16 protein-coding genes are annotated in these 16,720 nt (G+C 59.9%); 8 read left to right on the top strand and 8 right to left on the bottom strand.

The features are described from left to right. The first annotated feature begins 111 nt into the window (after positions 1–111). Positions 112–549 (top strand): YhcB family protein, encoded by a 438-nt coding sequence (locus tag N805_RS26865; RefSeq protein ID WP_012274081.1) that lies wholly within the window; start codon positions 112–114, stop codon positions 547–549. A gap of 162 nt (positions 550–711) precedes the next feature. Here N805_RS26865 and N805_RS26860 read toward each other — a convergent pair whose 3' ends face one another. Then, a complete protein-coding gene (locus N805_RS26860) occupies positions 712–1,908 on the bottom strand; it encodes a methionine gamma-lyase (RefSeq protein WP_019470622.1) in 1,197 nt (398 codons plus the stop codon). 127 nt (positions 1,909–2,035) lie between these two features. Here N805_RS26860 and N805_RS26855 point away from each other — a divergent pair, with 127 nt between their 5' ends. From N805_RS26855 to N805_RS26835, 5 genes are all read left to right on the top strand, one after another. Then, positions 2,036–2,515: an Lrp/AsnC family transcriptional regulator gene (locus N805_RS26855; protein ID WP_012274083.1), complete on the top strand. Its 480-nt coding sequence runs from the start codon at positions 2,036–2,038 to the stop codon at positions 2,513–2,515. A 112-nt stretch (positions 2,516–2,627) separates the two neighbouring features. Then, the gene (locus N805_RS26850) at positions 2,628–4,949 is read left to right on the top strand and encodes an S-type pyocin domain-containing protein (protein ID WP_019470621.1); all 2,322 of its coding nucleotides are present in this window, start codon (positions 2,628–2,630) and stop codon (positions 4,947–4,949) included. Beyond that, complete coding sequence (locus N805_RS26845; protein ID WP_080956842.1) at positions 4,933–5,190, top strand: bacteriocin immunity protein; 258 nt, start codon at positions 4,933–4,935, stop codon at positions 5,188–5,190. Before N805_RS26850 ends, N805_RS26845 begins: the two co-directional genes overlap by 17 nt. A 267-nt stretch (positions 5,191–5,457) precedes the next feature. Continuing rightward, on the top strand, positions 5,458–5,778 hold the full coding sequence (locus N805_RS26840; protein ID WP_019470619.1) for a hypothetical protein: 321 nt from the start codon (positions 5,458–5,460) through the stop codon (positions 5,776–5,778). Continuing rightward, complete coding sequence (locus N805_RS26835) at positions 5,772–6,041, top strand: bacteriocin immunity protein (protein ID WP_019470618.1); 270 nt, start codon at positions 5,772–5,774, stop codon at positions 6,039–6,041. Before N805_RS26840 ends, N805_RS26835 begins: the two co-directional genes overlap by 7 nt. Before the next feature lie 182 nt (positions 6,042–6,223). On the opposite strand, the gene cysN is transcribed toward N805_RS26835, so the two are convergent. From cysN to N805_RS26820, 3 genes are all read right to left on the bottom strand, one after another. Continuing rightward, positions 6,224–8,125: a sulfate adenylyltransferase subunit CysN gene (cysN, locus tag N805_RS26830; protein WP_019470617.1), complete on the bottom strand. Its 1,902-nt coding sequence runs from the start codon at positions 8,123–8,125 to the stop codon at positions 6,224–6,226. A 15-nt stretch (positions 8,126–8,140) separates the two neighbouring features. Further along, positions 8,141–9,058: a sulfate adenylyltransferase subunit CysD gene (gene cysD / locus N805_RS26825; protein WP_003251799.1), complete on the bottom strand. Its 918-nt coding sequence runs from the start codon at positions 9,056–9,058 to the stop codon at positions 8,141–8,143. A gap of 244 nt (positions 9,059–9,302) precedes the next feature. Further along, the gene (locus N805_RS26820) at positions 9,303–10,061 is read right to left on the bottom strand and encodes a Nif3-like dinuclear metal center hexameric protein (protein ID WP_016488994.1); all 759 of its coding nucleotides are present in this window, start codon (positions 10,059–10,061) and stop codon (positions 9,303–9,305) included. Between the two features lie 168 nt (positions 10,062–10,229). On the opposite strand from N805_RS26820, the gene algW reads away from it, so the two are divergent. Then, positions 10,230–11,390 carry a Do family serine endopeptidase AlgW gene (gene algW / locus N805_RS26815; RefSeq protein WP_019470616.1) on the top strand — a complete coding sequence of 387 codons (1,161 nt, stop codon included), beginning with the start codon at positions 10,230–10,232 and terminating at the stop codon, positions 11,388–11,390. A 176-nt stretch (positions 11,391–11,566) separates the two neighbouring features. Here the strand turns inward: algW and N805_RS26810 are convergent, their stop codons facing one another. The 4 genes from N805_RS26810 to N805_RS26795 form a co-directional block, all read right to left on the bottom strand. Further along, positions 11,567–12,331, bottom strand: a complete 765-nt coding sequence (locus N805_RS26810) for an amino acid ABC transporter ATP-binding protein (protein ID WP_016498022.1) — start codon at positions 12,329–12,331, stop codon at positions 11,567–11,569. A 10-nt stretch (positions 12,332–12,341) separates the two neighbouring features. After that, positions 12,342–13,439 (bottom strand): amino acid ABC transporter permease, encoded by a 1,098-nt coding sequence (locus tag N805_RS26805; RefSeq protein WP_019470615.1) that lies wholly within the window; start codon positions 13,437–13,439, stop codon positions 12,342–12,344. Positions 13,440–13,449: 10 nt separating this feature from the next. Next, positions 13,450–14,628 (bottom strand): amino acid ABC transporter permease, encoded by a 1,179-nt coding sequence (locus N805_RS26800; RefSeq protein ID WP_019470614.1) that lies wholly within the window; start codon positions 14,626–14,628, stop codon positions 13,450–13,452. 67 nt (positions 14,629–14,695) lie between these two features. Continuing rightward, entirely contained in the window at positions 14,696–15,724 is a 1,029-nt protein-coding gene (locus tag N805_RS26795) for an amino acid ABC transporter substrate-binding protein (protein WP_019470613.1), read from the bottom strand. Positions 15,725–16,056: 332 nt separating this feature from the next. On the opposite strand from N805_RS26795, the gene N805_RS26790 reads away from it, so the two are divergent. Further along, the gene (locus tag N805_RS26790; protein ID WP_019470612.1) at positions 16,057–16,713 is read left to right on the top strand and encodes an alpha/beta hydrolase; all 657 of its coding nucleotides are present in this window, start codon (positions 16,057–16,059) and stop codon (positions 16,711–16,713) included. Positions 16,714–16,720 lie beyond the last annotated feature (7 nt).

Below are 16,720 nucleotides of genomic sequence, written 5' to 3'. Positions count from 1 at the left end.
GGGTCGATTCGTCTAGGTGAGGAATTCTGTTCTGATTTGCGATCGCTCGCGGTATACAGCGCAGGTCTGAGCCGTTAACGTAAAGCAAAGCCGTTTATAGAGGAAGGACTCGTGGAACTCTCGCTCCTTGTTTGGTTGTTGCCAACCCTGGCCCTGGTCATCGGCGTGGCGGTCGGTTTCATTGTTGCCCGCCTGCTGCCCAACGCAGCGCCCAGCAACACCCAGCGCCAACTGGATGATATCCAGAAGCGCTTCGACAGCTACCAGAACGAAGTGGTCACCCACTTCAACAGCACTGCCATGCTGGTCAAGAAACTGACCCAGAGCTACCAGGACGTACAGGATCACCTGGCCGAAGGCGCGAACAGCCTGGCCCTGGATGATGTCACTCGCCAGCGCCTGCTGGCTGCCCTGCATTCCGAAGCGCCGCAAGGCCCACGTGACCGCCTGACCCCGCCGAAGGACACCGCCGAAGTGCCGCGCGACTATGCGCCAAAAGCGCCGAACTCGCCGGGCATGCTCGACGAGAGCTACGGGCTCAAGCGTTGATCTGCTGAACATGCCAAAGGCCTCGCGAGAGGCCTTTTTTGTGGGCTGGGTTTACCGGCCTCTTCGCGGGCACGCCCGCTCCCACAGGTATTTCACAGATTTCGGATGCTGTGAAATACCTGTGGGAGCGGGCGTGCCCGCGAAGAGGCCGGTACAGGCAAACTACCTGCAAGCCAGCAACGCCTGCTCGATGTCCGCCAGCAGGTCTTCCACATCCTCCAGCCCCACCGACAACCGCACCAACCCTTCCGATATCCCGTGATGGGCCCGCTCCTGCGGCGTGTAACTGGAGTGCGTCATGCTCGCCGGGTGCTGTGCCAGCGACTCGGCATCCCCCAGGCTCACCGCCCGGGCAAAAAGCTGCAGGGCATTCATGAAGCGCCGCCCGGCCTCGATACCGCCCTTGAGCTCAAAGGCAATCATCCCGCCCGGCAAACGCATCTGCCGCTGTGCCAGTTCGTACTGGGCAAACGACGGCAAGCCCGGGTAGTGGATCAGCTCCACCTGGGGCTGCCCGGCCAGGAACTGCGCGACCTCCAGGGCGTTGGCGCAATGCCGGTCCATGCGCAACGCCAAGGTCTTGATACCACGCATCAACAACGCAGCGTCATGCGGTGACAAGGCTGCCCCGGTCATGTCTTTAAGCCCTTCCAGCCGAATGCGGTCGACCAAAGCCTTGCGCCCCACCACCAGGCCCGCAGTGATATCACCATGGCCACTGAGGTATTTGGTCGCCGAATGCACCACCAGGTCGGCCCCCAGCTCCAGTGGCCGCTGCAAGTACGGCGTGCAGTAGGTGTTGTCGATCACCACAAGCACATCTTGCCCTCGCACTGCCTCGACGACCGCCGCTATATCCACCAGTTGCATGTTGGGGTTGGCCGGGGTTTCGAAGTAGATCATCCGCGTTTTACTGTTGATCGCCGCTTTAAGGGCCTTGGCGTCGTTGAGGTCGACATGCTGAATCTTGACCCCGAACTCGCCAATGCCATGGTGCAGGAACGCGAAGGTACAGCCATACAACGTACGCCCGACGATCAGTTCATCACCGGGCCGCAGCAAGGTCCAGAGGGTCGATGTAATCGCGCCCATCCCCGACGCCAGCGCCAATCCCGCCTCACCGCCCTCCAGCGAGGCCATGCGTTGCTCAAGCAAGGCCAAGGTGGGGTTGGAGATGCGGCTGTAGAAGTGCCCAGCCTCTTCCCCGGCGAAGCAGGCAGCGCCGTATTCAACGGTGGGAAAGGCATAGGTAGCGGTCTGGTACACCGGTGGCACCAGGGCACCACCGTGGGAAAGCGGGTCGTAGCCATGGTGAATGGCCCGTGTGGAAAAACCGGTGTTGTTATGGGAGCCGCGCATGGCAACAGCCTCTTGTGGTTTGTTATAAGCTTATGCCACCGAGCTGCCCGATTTTTTCCAAAATAGCCCACGCATCTGCGTGCTTGCTGGAACAAAAACAACAATTAACGGACCAGGAGGGCAAAATATGCCTTCAAGCCTCGACCGCACCGACCGCGCCCTGCTTGCCGCCTTGCAGGACAATGCCCGCCTGACCATTGCCGAACTTGCCGACCAGGTGGCGTTGACCACTTCGCCCTGCTGGCGTCGGGTCAAACTGCTGGAAGACAACGGCTACATCACCGGCTACCAGGCGATCCTCTCGCCCAAGTCGCTGGGGTTTGGCGTGACCGCGTTCGTCAGCATCATGATGGACTCGCACACCAAGGACATGGCGCTGGCGTTCGAGCAGCGGCTGATGGAGATTCCCGAAATCGTCGCCTGCCACAACATCTCCGGGCGCTATGACTTTTTGCTGGAGATCCTGGCGCGGGACCTGGAGTCGTTCGGGGAATTCACCCGGGAAGTGCTGCAGCGGCTGCCGGGGGTGAAGGAGATCTATTCGAGTTTTTCCTACAAGGCGGTGAAGGAGAAAAGGGTAATACCTGTGTCGGAAAAACACATCTAAGACAGACCTTTCCGAGCACCAGGAAGCTTCCTACCGATTGACAGGCCGCAGCTGACATACCGCGAATTCAATACGTTTAAAGCTATGCCGTGTAGTGACCAGGAGAACCTACATGGCACGGGACAACACGTATTATCTCGATGAAGCGCTGTTTATCAGTGCGCAAGCACCAACAGGTGCCGAACTAAGTTTGATTGGTGGCGGTGGTGGTGGACCGGGCGCAGGTGGCTGGGGGCTAAGCGATGGTTATCCACGAGGCACCAGCCCAACCAAAAATGACATCGCACGGGTCATTTCCACTCGCAGAGTGCTGACAGAAGAATTTCAGATTATCGAGAAGGACTATTCGGACAAATATGCTCACGAAGTAAACCAGATCCCTGAAACCATTACTGCACTGAAGGCCCAGATCAGAGCCGAGGCGAACAGTACAAACGGCGCAACATCCACCCTTTCAACAGAACAACAAATCCTGTCATTACGAATCAGTCAGATTCGTGACGGTTATTTGCAGATTCTACCTGATGCCAATAATTACTTTGGCGTACCCGCATTCTACAAACGCGGCGACTCAATGATGAGCCGGTTTCTGGACCCGGGGTTCTTCGCAGCAACAACAGGCCAGGAGCTAGGTGTGGAATGGGCCACAAGACTGCAGAGGTCGTGGGAAGGCACATACCGTTTACACATCGAAGCTCAAAAACACCAAGCGCTCGCAGACGAACTTGAGGGCCTCGCAAGGCAAGTGGATCAGGAGGAGCTTAACCATCAGCCTCTGAATCTTCTGGAGATGATCGCGCGTCAAACAGCTCAGATTCACGCAGAGCGGCAAATACATTTCGATTGTTTACCCAACGTTCTTCAGCATGAGTTGGGGCAAACCGTCATTTCCGACACGCTCACGCTCGTTCAAACCTTCAGTGCCTACCTTGCAACCGCTGCTGCCTTGGTGCAGACCAAGCAATCACAAATACCGCTGTACCATGATCAAAATCCCCGCATCAACGCCCCCCTGTCGAAGCCTCAACTTGAAGGGCTTTTGCATCTTGTAGATGAACAACGATTACGCCGGGCTGGCCCGCGCTGGCAGGAATACCATCTCGCACTGGCGCTAACCGAATCGATCAGATTCCTGGGCGTATATGCAGGTGCGACGCAAAACCTGATGCAGCGCGCTGCGGAGGTGGAAAACCTTCAAGGCCAACTCGCTGCACAGGAAGAAGCTGCACGCCAGCAGGCCGAAGCTGAGCGCTTGGCTGCAGAAGCCGAGCGCTTGGCTGCAGAAGCCGAGCGCTTGGCTGCAGAAGCCGAGCGGCAAAGGCAGGAGGCTCTGCGGCGGAGCATTTCCTATATCAATGAAGCGCGCTTGGCGGGACTGACGCCGGCCATCATCCCCATTGGTGCTACCTCTTTTGCAGTAGCCGAAGCGGCTTACTCGGCTTTGGGTGAAGCAATCGCAGCCGCGATTGCCCGCCTTGTTGCGACGACAATCCCTTCGCTTGCAGTAGGCACCCTTGCGATGGCCTGGCCGTCAACGCTGGGTAACAGTGAGCGCCGTTATCTGATCAGCACCCCGCTAGCCAGCCTTACGCCGCCCGGGGAGCCTGACCTAGCAACTTTGGCAGCGTCAGCAACCAGCATCGACCTGCCGTATCTGCTGGCTGGATCCGAGCACGAAAATGGCATGGACCTGTATGTCGTGCCTGGGGGCAAACCGGTACCGGTACGCGCTGCGACATTCGACAGTGAGCGGCAGGTCTACAGCCTGGCACTGGATAACCCGCAGCGGATTTTGACCTGGACACCTGCAAGCGCGCCGGGCGGTGAAGATGGAAGCTCTACCAGCTTGCCGCCAGCGCCACCCGGTACCGTCGTTTACACCGGCAGTACCCTGAACCCCGTGAGAACCGAAACAGAGGGTTACCCGGCGCTGGATTTGCTGGATCAGGAGCGGCTGATCATCACCTTCCCCATGGACTCGGGATTACCGCCTATTCTGGTGGTGTTCAAAAGCCCGCGGTACGAGGCAGGTACATCGACCGGAAATGGTACACAGGTATCAGATACGTGGCGTAAATCTGCAGCCAGCCTCGAAGGGGCTCCAATTCCTGCTCAGATTGCTGATCTTCTCAGAGGGAATGAATACGGGAGTTTTGACGCGTTCCGACGGCAGTTTTGGAAGGCGGTGGCTAATGACCCCGAGCTGTCCAAGCAGTTTAGCCCCCAAGACATCCGTCGAATGAAAAAACACGGATATTCGCCCTGGGTCGACAGAGATGATGAGTACATGAGCAAACGCTCTCACGAAATTCACCACGTTGTACCAATCAGCAAGCAGGGAGGCGTATATGATATGGACAATTTAATAATTTTGACACCCAAAGCTCACAATCATATTCACTATGGAAAAAGCAATCTTGAAAAACAAATTTGAAGATTACACAAAGCAAGAGTTCCTTGTTTTCCTCCAAATGATTAATACAGCTATCGAGGATGAGCCAGACAACGTACTAGTACCTTTGATCGAGCTTTTTGAGAAAATTACCGAGCATCCGTCTGGGAGTGACCTGTTTTTTAGACCGCAAGGCAGCAACCGGGGCGAGCCTGAACAAGTACTTGAAATCGTCGAAACCTGGCGCCTGGCCAATGGCAAAGTAGGTTTCAAAGCCAACTAAATAGATTGAGACCCTGATAACCCAGGGTCTCAATCTATTCGGACCGGATATTCTGGAGAAACGCCTAAAACAATTTGTTGAATCCAACCAGGAGCTTGCCCTACGAAACGGCAAAGGAAAAAGGCAAATTCCCGTGTAGGAAAAGCATACTTAAGAAAACTCCTTCCAATCATCGGGAACGTTCCTACTGACATACAGCCTACCTCTGACATAAATCAAATTCGCCCTCGGGCACACTTTCCCTGCCTTTCACTCAGGGACGACTCTATGGCCAGCCTTCTTCCAGAATTCATCATCCGTAAACTCGAAAGTCGTACATTCCACAGCTTCGACCATTTCTGCCAATCCTTCTGGCTGGCAATTGCAGAAGACCCAATCTACAGCCAGCAATTCATCCCCGCCCAACTCAACCGTCTCAAGAAAGGCTGGCCCCCTCGGGCGCCATTCCATGAGACGGTAAAGCGTCTACGCTCTTATCAGATATGCCACTTGAACCCGCCCGAGTGGGGTGGGTTGATGTACGACGCTGAAAACCTGCGGATCATGAGCGCCATGCAATACGCGCTTTCATCGGAGACGCCATGGTGATCCGTCTGAAACACTGCCTGGCCGACTATTCATACGATGAGTTCCGCTCGCTTGTTGAGGCGTTGATTCAGGCGACAGGCTCGCGTGCTTGGCAGGATCGATTGCTGGAACACTTTATCGAAGTGGTTGAACATCCTGATGGCGCTGACCTTATCTATTACCCCGAGGAAGAACGGGGAAGATGCTCCGAGCAGGTCATGGCGCGCATCTTGGAATGGAGAGCGTCAAAGCGTCTTGCAGTGTTCAGAATTAAAATTAACTAGCCTGCCCAGCGGCGGTACATGGCACCGGCTCTGCCGGTGTTCGCGGCTAAAGCCGCTCCTACAGTGATCGCGCAAACTTTCAGATTCTCAACAAAGCGGTTGGCCTTAAAGGCTCCGCACAACCCAAGGATTACGCGCATAAAAAAACCCGCCGAAGCGGGTTTTTTCTTGCAGGCCAGCGCTTAGATAGCGCCGCGCTGACGCAGCACGTCCAGCACCTGTTTCACACCTTCGTCCACGCTGGTGGACTGGGTGTCGATCACCAGGTCGGCATCCAGCGGCACATCGAACGGGAAGCTTTCGCCCGGGATGTTTTCGCCACCGGCAGCGTACAGGCCTTGCGGGTCGCGCTCACGGCAAGCCAGCGGCGAGGCCTGGACGTAAACGGTCACCAGGCGCTCTTTGCCGATCAGGGCCTTGGCCTGTTCGCGGCCTTCGGCATCCGGGGCCACGAACGCAGCCAGGGTCAGCAGGCCGGCCTCGTTGAACTGGCGGGCCACATGGGCGGCGCGGCGCCAGTTTTCGGTGCGACCGGCGCGGTCTTGCGGCAAGCCCTTGTTCAGGTCGTGGCGCAGGTTCTGGCCGTCGAGCACGTATACCGCACGGCCCATGTCGAACAGCTTGCGCTCCACGGCATAGGCCAGGGTGCTCTTGCCAGCGCCGGACAGGCCGCTGAACAGCACGGTGGCAGGCTGCTGGCCGAAGCGCAGGGCGCGCTCTTCGGTAGACACGTGGGCCTGCTTGCCATGCTGGCCGGTGCTGCCGTGTGGCAGAACAGGCGGAGCGATGATCATGCCAGCGCCAACGGTGCCGTTGGTCAGGCGGTCGATGACGATGAACGCACCGGTGGTGCGGTTGCTGTCGTAGCCGTCCAGGGCGATGGCGCTGTCCAGCGACACCTTGACACGCCCGATCTCGTTCAGTTGCAGCGCGCTGGCTGCGTCCTTCTCGAGCGTGTTCACATCGACCTTGTGGGTAATGCTTGCGATCGAGCCCGGCACATAGCTGGTGGCGCGCTTGATGTCGTATTTCTTGCCTGGGAGCATCGGCTCTTCGGCCATCCACACCAGCATGGCGTCGAACTGGTCGGTCACCGGCGGTACGTTGTCGGCATGTACCAGCAGGTCGCCACGGGAGATGTCGATCTCGTCTTCCATGGTCAGGGTCACGGCCTGGCCTGGGCCGGCGTTTTCCAGTTCACCTTCGTAGGTGACGATGGACTTGACGCGGCTGCTCTTGCCCGACGGCAGCACGACGATTTCGTCACCCTTGTGCACTACGCCACTGGCAATGGTGCCGGCGAAGCCGCGGAAGTTCAGATTCGGGCGGTTCACGTACTGCACCGGGAAGCGCAAGTCGGTGAAGTTGCGGTCGGCCGCAACCTCGACGGTTTCGAGGATTTCCATCAGCGTCGGGCCGGTGTACCACGGCGATTGTTCGCTGTGGTTGACCACGTTGTCGCCCTTGAGCGCCGACATTGGCACGAACTGCAGGCTGCTCGGGGTCAGGTTGATGGCCTCGGCAAACTGCAGGTAGTCGGCCTTGATCGACTCAAAGACGCCCTCATCAAAGCCCTTGAGGTCCATCTTGTTGACCGCGACCACGATGTGCTTGATGCCCAGCAGCGAGGCAATGTAGCTGTGGCGACGGGTCTGGGTTTGCACGCCATAGCGGGCATCCACCAGGATGATCGCCAGGTCACAGGTGGATGCACCGGTGGCCATGTTGCGGGTGTACTGCTCGTGGCCCGGGGTGTCGGCAATGATGAACTTGCGCTTGGCGGTGGAGAAGTAGCGGTAGGCGACATCAATGGTGATGCCCTGCTCGCGCTCGGCCTGCAGGCCGTCGACCAGCAGTGCCAGGTCGACTTCTTCGCCGGTGGTGCCGGACTTCTTCGAATCACGGGTGATGGCTTCGAGGTGGTCCTCGTAGATCATCTTCGAGTCGTGCAGCAGGCGCCCGATCAGGGTGCTCTTGCCATCGTCAACGTTGCCGCAGGTCAGGAAGCGCAGCAGTTCCTTGCGCTCGTGCTGGGCCAGGTAGGCGAGGATGTCCTCGCTGATCAGATCAGATTGGTGCGACATGGAGTAACCCTGAAATTAGAAGTAGCCTTGGCGTTTCTTGTCTTCCATGGAACCGGCGCCATCGTGGTCGATGACACGGCCCTGGCGTTCGGACGTTCGGGTCAGGAGCATTTCCTGAATGATGTCCGTCAGGGTCTCGGCTTCCGACTCGACAGCGCCCGTCAGTGGGTAGCAGCCAAGGGTACGGAAACGCACCTTCTTCTTGACGATACGGGCTTTCTCTTCCTCGGAGAGGTGTTCGAGGATGCGCTCGTCGTCGATCATGATCAGGGTGCCGTTCTTCTCGATGACTTCACGCTCGGCGGCGAAGTACAGCGGCACGATCGGGATGCCTTCAAGGTAGATGTACTGCCAGATGTCCAGCTCGGTCCAGTTCGACAGCGGGAAGACGCGGATCGACTCGCCTTTGTTGACCTTGCCGTTGTACACGTTCCACAGCTCGGGGCGCTGGTTCTTCGGGTCCCAGCGGTGCTTGCTGTCGCGGAACGAATACACACGTTCTTTGGCCCGCGACTTCTCTTCGTCGCGGCGCGCGCCACCGAAGGCGGCGTCGAAACCATGCTTGTCCAGTGCCTGCTTCAGGCCCTGGGTCTTCATGATGTCGGTGTGCTTGGAGCTGCCATGGGTGAACGGGTTGATGCCCTGCGCCACACCCTCAGGGTTGACGTGGGTGATCAGTTCCAGGCCCATTTCCTCGACCATCTTGTCGCGGAAGCTGTACATCTCCTGGAATTTCCACTGGGTGTCGACGTGCATCACCGGGAACGGCAGCTTGCCCGGGAAGAAGGCCTTGCGCGCCAGGTGCAGCATCACGGCGGAATCCTTGCCGATCGAGTACAGCATCACCGGGTTGTCGAACTCGGCGGCCACCTCGCGGATAATGTGGATGCTTTCCGCCTCCAGCTGTTTCAAGTGCGTCAGTTTGTCGACCATGGCTACTCACGAAAAACGATCTTATGGACGGCCTGCGGGCCGTGTTCGAGCGAGCCACTTTATCACAGCGGCTGCTTCTATTTAGGAGGCGGGCTAGATCGAAAAGGTCTAACGATATGACTGCGGGTTTGGGCTGCCAGGCCCGGCCCTTTCGCGGGCTCGCCCGCTCCCACAGGTATTGCCCCCCAGGCTTGGTGCGATCCCTGTGGGAGCGGGCGAGCCCGCGAAGCAGGCAATGCTGATATCAGATGGGATTGGGGCAATCGATGAACAGGTGCTCCACGGCAAACCGCCGCGCCAGGTAATCACCCAGCGCCTGCACCCCGTAACGCTCGGTGGCATGGTGCCCGGCAGCAATGAAGCTGACGCCATTCTCGCGCGCACTGTGGTAGGTCTGCTCCGACGCCTCGCCGGTCAGGTACAGGTCCACCCCGGCCGCAATCGCCGTGTCGATGTAACCCTGCCCGCCACCGGTGCACCAGCCGACCCGGCGGATCATCTGCTCCCCCTCCACCAGCAACGGCTCACGCCCCAGCACTTCCTGAACCCGCCGGGCAAAATCGCGCGCAGTCACAGGTTCAGCCAATGAGCCGACCAACCCGACCACCTTGGGGTTCTCCGGGTCCAGCGGCCCTTCGACGGTGATGTCCAGTTGCCGCGCCAGCTGCACGTTGTTGCCCACCTCCGGGTGCACATCCAGCGGCAGGTGAAACGCCAGCAGGCTGATGTCGTTGTTCAGCAAGGTTTTCAGCCGACGCTGGCGGATACCGGTAATGCACGGATTCTCCCCCTTCCAGAAATAACCATGGTGCACCAGCACCAGGTCGGCCTGGGCCTCGACCGCAGCATCCAGCAACGCCTGGCTGGCGGTAACGCCGCTGACGATCCGGCTGACCTGCGGCCGGCCCTCCACTTGCAGGCCATTGGGGCAATAATCCTGAATCTTCGCGCTGCCCAGGTAACGCTCGGCTTCCTCGACCAGGGTGTTTAGAGCGACGGCCATGAAAATCTCCTCGAAAACTGCGCTTTTCTCGGGCGCAACGCCAATGGAACGCCCGTATAATGCCGGCCATTATGGGCCGTCGCCGGCACTGGGGGAACCGGTGTATGATCGCGCGCGCTCATGCCCCACTGCGCGGCCACTGGCCCTCGCTCTTTCCAGGATTCGTTCATGTTCAAGGCTTTGCGTTACTTTGGCTGGCCCCTGCTTACCGGCGTACTGATCGCCATGCTGATCATCCAGCGCTTCCCGGAGTGGGTAGGCCTGCCCAGCCAGGACGTCAACCTGCAACAGGCACCGCAGACCACGCGGATCATGCAAGGCCCGGTGTCGTACGCCGACGCCGTGACGCTGGCTGCCCCTGCAGTGGTCAACCTGTACACCACCAAGGTGGTGAACAAGAGCGCTCATCCACTGTTCGAAGACCCGCAGTTCCGCCGTTTCTTCGGCGACAACCTGCCCAAGCAGCGCCGCTGGGAGTCGAGCCTGGGCTCGGCGGTGATCATGAGCCCCGAGGGCTACCTGCTGACCAACAACCATGTCACCAGCGGCGCCGACCAGATCGTCGTGGCCTTGAAAGATGGCCGCGAAACCCTGGCCCGCGTGATCGGCAGCGACCCGGAAACCGACCTGGCGGTGCTGAAGATCGACTTGAAGAACCTGCCGGCGATCACCATCGGCCGTTCCGACACCATTCACATTGGCGACGTGTCACTGGCCATCGGCAACCCGTTCGGTGTCGGCCAGACCGTGACCATGGGTATCATCAGCGCTACCGGCCGTAACCAGCTGGGCCTGAACAACTACGAAGACTTCATCCAGACCGACGCAGCGATCAACCCCGGCAACTCGGGTGGCGCGCTGGTCGATGCCAGTGGCAACCTGGTCGGCATCAACACCGCCATCTTCTCCAAGTCCGGTGGTTCGCAGGGCATCGGCTTCGCCATCCCGGTGAAACTGGCACTGGAGGTGATGAAGTCGATCGTCGAGCACGGCCAGGTGATCCGTGGCTGGCTGGGCATCGAGGTGCAACCGTTGAGCCAGGAGCTGGCTGAATCGTTCGGCATGAAGGACCGCCCAGGTATCGTGGTGGCAGGTATCTTCCGCGAAGGGCCGGCGGCCAAGGCTGGGTTGCAACTGGGTGACGTGATCCTGAGCATCAACGGCGAACCGGCCGGTGACGGGCGCAAGTCGATGAACCAGGTGGCGCGGATCAAGCCCAACGAGAAGATCACCATCGAGGTGATGCGCAATGGGCAGCAGTTGAAGCTGATTGCCGAGGTGGGGCTGCGGCCGCCGCCGGCGCCGGCTGCCAATCCAGAAGAGAAATAAATCTGTACGGGGTAACTCGTGTAGGAGCGGCCTTGTGTCGCGATCGGGCCGCAGCGCGGCCCCGGCAATAACAGCGGCGGAGCTGAAATCCCGGGGCCGCTACGCGCCCCATCGCGACACAAGGCCGCTCCTACAGGGACCGCGTCAGCCGCCCCGATGGGCGACCCTTGCTTACATCAGTGCAGAATCTGGCTCAGGAACAACCTGGTCCGGTCGCTGCGCGGCCGGTCGAAGAAGTCATCCGGCGCCGCCTGCTCCACGATCTCCCCCTTGTCCATGAAGATCACCCGGTTCGCCACGGTGCGGGCAAAGCCCATCTCGTGGGTCACGCAGAGCATGGTCATGCCATCCTCGGCCAGGCCGACCATGGTATCGAGCACTTCCTTGACCATTTCCGGGTCAAGCGCCGAGGTCGGCTCGTCGAACAGCATGATCTTCGGCTTCATGCACAGCGCACGGGCAATCGCCACACGCTGCTGTTGGCCACCCGACAGCTGCCCCGGGTACTTGTGCGCCTGCTCGGGAATACGCACGCGCTCCAGGTAGTGCATGGCAATTTCCTCGGCCTTGCGCCGCGGCATCTTGCGCACCCACATCGGCGCCAAGGTGCAGTTTTCCAGAATGCTCAGGTGCGGGAACAGGTTGAAGTGCTGGAACACCATGCCCACTTCACGGCGGATGGCCTCGATCTGCTTCAGGTCGTTGGTCAGCTCCACGCCATCAACCACGATGCGCCCCTGCTGGTGTTCTTCCAGGCGGTTGAGGCAACGGATGGTGGTGGACTTGCCCGAGCCGGACGGCCCGCACAACACGATGCGTTCGCCCTGGCGCACGTTCAGGTTGATGTCCTTTAGCACATGGAACTGGCCGTACCACTTGTTCACACCCTGCATCTGGATGATGCCTTCGGGGCCGGCAGGCTGCTTGATCGCTTCACTCATTTCGAAACTCCTAACGCTTGTGGCCAGTGTCCAGCTTGCGCTCCAGGTGCATGGAGTAGCGGGACATACCGAAACAGAAAATCCAGAACACCAGGGCGGCGAACACATAGCCCTCGGTAGCCATGCCCAGCCAGGCCGGGTCGGCGGCAGCTTGCTTGACGCTGTTCAGCAGGTCGAACAGGCCGATGATGATCACCAGGCTGGTGTCCTTGAACAGGGCAATGAAGGTGTTGACGATGCCGGGGATCACCAACTTGAGCGCCTGCGGCAGAATCACCAGGCCCATCGAGCGCCAGTAGCCCAGGCCCATGGCTGCGGCGGCTTCGTACTGGCCCTTGGGGATGGCCTGCAGGCCGCCGCGCACCACCTCGGCGATGTACGCCGACTGGAACAGGATCACGCCGATCATCGCCCGCAGCAGCTTGTCGAAGCTCATGCCTTCGGGCAGGAACAACGGCAGCATCACCGACGACATGAACAGCACGGTAATCAACGGCACGCCGCGCCAGAACTCGATGAAGGTCACGCACACCACCTTCACGGCCGGCATCCTCGAACGCCGGCCCAGGGCCAGCAGGATGCCCAGCGGCAAGGCGCCGACGATACCCACGGTAGCGATCACCAGGGTCAGCATCAGCCCGCCCCACTGGCTGGTCGGTACACTTTCCAGGCCCAGGTACCCCCCGTGCAGCAGGGTGTAGGCCAGTACCGGGTACAGCACCAGGAAGCCCAGGCCGTAGAAGGCCTTGCGCGGGAAGCGCTTGATGAACAGCGGCGCAGCGCCGATGACGGCAAGCCACACTGTCAGGTCCACCCGCCAGCGCAGCTCGGCCGGGTAGTAGCCGTACATGAACTGGCCAAAGCGCTGCTGCACGAACACCCAGCAGGCGCCCTCCTTGGTGCAGTCGGCGCGGGTGGTGCCGACCCAGTTGGCGTCAATCAACGCCCACTGCAGCAGCGGTGGCACAATCAGCCATACCAGGTAGATGGCGAGCAGGGTCAACAGCGTGTTGAGCCAGCTGGAGAACAGGTTGGCACGCATCCATGCGAGCACGCCGACGGTTTTCACCGGTGGCGGCATATCGGGTTTGAAAACATGGGCATTCACGGGCGTATCCTCACCGCTCGATCAGCGCAATGCGCTTGTTGTACCAGTTCATCAGCAGCGAAATGCTGATGCTGATGGCGAGATAGACACTCATGGTGATGGCGATCACCTCGATGGCCTGGCCGGTCTGATTGAGCACGGTGCCGGCGAACAGCGAGACCATCTCCGGGTAGCCGATACCGGCCGCCAGCGACGAGTTCTTCGCCAGGTTCAGGTACTGGCTGGTCAGCGGCGGAATAATCACCCGCAGTGCCTGGGGAATGATCACCTTGCGCAGGGTCGGGCCCTCGCGCAGGCCCAGCGAGCGCGCGGCTTCGGTCTGGCCATGGCTGACCGAACGGATGCCGGAACGCACGATTTCAGCAATGAAGGCTGCCGTATAGATAGTCAGCGCCAAGGTCAGCGCCAGCAGCTCGGGGATCAGCACCCAGCCACCGACAAAGTTGAAGCCCTTGAGCTGGGGCACTTCCCAGCTGACCGGGTTGCCGAACAACAGCACGCTCAGGCCCGGGATGACCAGCAGCAGGGCCAGCCCCACCCAGAACTTGTGGAACGGCACGCCGGTCTCGTCGAAACGCTTGTTGGCCAGGCGCACCATCACGACAACGGCGGCAATTGCCACCAACAGGGCCACGACGAACGGCCAGAAGCCATCGGCCATGGACGCGCCAGGCATGTTCAGGCCGCGGTTGCTGATGAAGAACATATCGTCGATGTTGATGCTGCCCCGCGGTCCCGGCAGGGTCAGGAACACCGCGAAGTACCAGAACAGGATCTGCAGCAACGGCGGAATGTTGCGGAAGGTTTCCACATACACCGTCGCCAGTTTGTTGATCATCCAGTTCGGTGACAGGCGAGCCACACCAATGATGAAGCCCAGAATCGTCGCCAGGATGACGCCGATGAAGGTGACCAGCAGGGTATTGAGCAGGCCGATGACGAACACCCGCGCATAACTGTCCGACTCCACATAGGGGATCAGGTGCTGGGCGATGCCGAAGCCGGCACTGCGGTCGAGGAAGTCGAAGCCCGAGGTGATACCCCGGTGTTGCAGGTTGGTTTGCGTGTTGTGGAACAGGTACCAGCCCAGGCCGACCACGAAGACGATCGTGAGGATCTGGAACAGCCACGCGCGCACACGCGGATCATTAAGGGACAAGCCCTTGGGTGCGCCGATTTGATTTTGCATGAAGTGCCCCGGACAGTAGGGATTCGAACAGCCTGCGGCGGCGGGATGCCGCCGCAGGGTGCAACCATCAGCGCACAGGTGGCGCGTACTGGATGCCGCCGTTGTTCCACAGGGCGTTCATGCCACGGTCGATCTTCAGGTCGGTGCTCTGGCCCAGGTTCTTCTCGAACACTTCGCCGTAGTTGCCGACTTGCTTGACGATCTGTACTACCCAGTCTTTGGGCAGCTTGAGGTCCTTGCCGTACTCACCATCGGCACCCAGCAGGCGGGCCACGTCCGGGTTCTTGGTGCCTTTGGCTTCGGCCTCGACATTCTTCGAGGTGACGCCCGCCTCTTCGGCGTTGAGCATGGCGAACAGGGTCCACTTGACGATGCTGAACCACTCCTCGTCGCCTTTACGCACCACCGGGCCCAGCGGCTCCTTGGAGATGGTTTCCGGCAGTACCACGTAGTCGGTCGGCGCGGCCAGCTTGGAACGCTGGGCAAACAGCTGCGACTTGTCCGAGGTCAGCACGTCGCAACGGCCCGACTCCAGCGACTTGGCGCTTTCGTCCGAGGTGTCGAAGGTGATCGGGGTGTACTTCAGGTTATTGGCGCGGAAGAAGTCCGACACGTTCAGCTCGGTGGTGGTACCGGCCTGGATACAGATGGTTGCGCCATCAAGCTCCTTGGCACTGGAGACACCCAGCTTCTTGTTGACCAGGAAGCCAACCCCGTCGTAGTAGGTGACACCGGCAAACACCAGGCCCATGCCGGCATCGCGCGAGCTGGTCCAGGTGGTGTTGCGCGATAGCACGTCGACCTCGCCCGACTGCAGGGCGGTGAAGCGTTCCTTGGCGTTGAGCTGGCTGAACTTGACCTTGGTCGCGTCGCCGAACACGGCGGCGGCCACGGCGCGGCAGACATCGGCGTCGATACCGACGATCTTGCCCTGCGCATCAGGTACCGAGAAGCCCGGAAGACCGTCGCTCACGCCACACTGGACGAAGCCCTTCTTCTTTACCGCATCAAGGGTGGCGCCGGCCTGGGCATTGCTCACGGCGCCCAGTGCGGCGGCAGCGGTCAGGACTGCCAGGGTGGTTTTCAACATCTTCATTCACAACCTCCAAATCGCTCTTGTTGTGTCGAGCCGGAATTGCACCGCACCCTTTTGAGGCGTATCCGACCCGTATTGGCTTGTTATTGGGTCAATTGGCGCAATGGACTGTTCTGTGACAGCCTTCGCGTGCTAAGGGTGTTACCGTCTAGGCCCGCCCTTTGCATCACAGATTGGATTGCAAAGCGCGTACCAGATTCTGTGGCTGTAGCGTTTAAGCGCTCGTCAAGTAGGGAAAGTTGTATCGTTGCGACATTCTTTTTCCGACAATCATTTCCAGCGCCTTCTTTTCACGCACGCCATAACAAGACCCGCACACTTTCGGAGCAGTCATGACCAACCCGCTGATTCTCGAACCACAGAAAACCGCTGATGCCTGTGTGATCTGGTTGCACGGTTTGGGGGCCGACCGTTACGACTTCCTACCGGTAGCCGAATTCATGCAGGAGCGCCTGCTCAGCACCCGGTTCATCATGCCCCAGGCCCCGACCCGAGCAGTCACCATAAATGGCGGTTATGCCATGCCCAGCTGGTATGACATCAAGGCCATGACCCCGGCCCGCGCCATTGACGAAGCGCAGCTGGAAGCGTCGGCCGAGCAAGTGGTTGCCCTGATCAAGGCCGAGCAGGCCAAAGGCATCAACCTGTCGCGTATCTTCCTGGCCGGTTTCTCCCAGGGTGGCGCGGTGGTGCTGCACACTGCCTATATAAAGTGGCAAGAAGCACTGGGTGGGGTGATTGCCCTGTCCACCTATGCCCCCACCTTCAACGACCAGCACCAGTTGAGTGCCTGCCAGCAGCGCACCCCGGCCCTGTGCCTGCATGGCGTGCATGACCCGGTGGTGATCCCGTCCATGGGCCGCACCGCATTCGAGTACCTGAACACCTGGGGCGTCGCCGCCCGCTGGTACGAGTACCCGATGGAACACGAAGTGGTGGTCGAAGAACTGAACGACATCCACAACTGGCTCAGCGAGCAGCTGCAATAGGCTGGTT

Origin of the sequence: Pseudomonas putida S13.1.2 (genome assembly GCF_000498395.2) — a bacterium.
Classification (GTDB): domain Bacteria; phylum Pseudomonadota; class Gammaproteobacteria; order Pseudomonadales; family Pseudomonadaceae; genus Aquipseudomonas; species Aquipseudomonas putida_Q.
Note: the sequence above shows the minus strand (reverse complement) of the source record. Positions and strands in the feature narration are given on the sequence as shown.

Bases quoted from the DNA above. Each gene is read 5' to 3' on its own strand.
- N805_RS26795 (WP_019470613.1), bottom strand. From the start codon at position 15,724: ATGAAGATGTTGAAAACCACCCTGGCAGTCCTGACCGCTGCCGCCGCA.
- algW (WP_019470616.1), top strand. From the start codon at position 10,230: ATGTTCAAGGCTTTGCGTTACTTTGGCTGGCCCCTGCTTACCGGCGTA.
- N805_RS26855 (WP_012274083.1), top strand. From the start codon at position 2,036: ATGCCTTCAAGCCTCGACCGCACCGACCGCGCCCTGCTTGCCGCCTTG.
- N805_RS26800 (WP_019470614.1), bottom strand. From the start codon at position 14,628: ATGCAAAATCAAATCGGCGCACCCAAGGGCTTGTCCCTTAATGATCCG.
- N805_RS26835 (WP_019470618.1), top strand. From the start codon at position 5,772: ATGGTGATCCGTCTGAAACACTGCCTGGCCGACTATTCATACGATGAG.
- N805_RS26850 (WP_019470621.1), top strand. From the start codon at position 2,628: ATGGCACGGGACAACACGTATTATCTCGATGAAGCGCTGTTTATCAGT.
- cysN (WP_019470617.1), bottom strand. From the start codon at position 8,125: ATGTCGCACCAATCTGATCTGATCAGCGAGGACATCCTCGCCTACCTG.
- N805_RS26810 (WP_016498022.1), bottom strand. From the start codon at position 12,331: ATGAGTGAAGCGATCAAGCAGCCTGCCGGCCCCGAAGGCATCATCCAG.
- N805_RS26860 (WP_019470622.1), bottom strand. From the start codon at position 1,908: ATGCGCGGCTCCCATAACAACACCGGTTTTTCCACACGGGCCATTCAC.
- N805_RS26840 (WP_019470619.1), top strand. From the start codon at position 5,458: ATGGCCAGCCTTCTTCCAGAATTCATCATCCGTAAACTCGAAAGTCGT.
- N805_RS26820 (WP_016488994.1), bottom strand. From the start codon at position 10,061: ATGGCCGTCGCTCTAAACACCCTGGTCGAGGAAGCCGAGCGTTACCTG.
- N805_RS26790 (WP_019470612.1), top strand. From the start codon at position 16,057: ATGACCAACCCGCTGATTCTCGAACCACAGAAAACCGCTGATGCCTGT.
- cysD (WP_003251799.1), bottom strand. From the start codon at position 9,058: ATGGTCGACAAACTGACGCACTTGAAACAGCTGGAGGCGGAAAGCATC.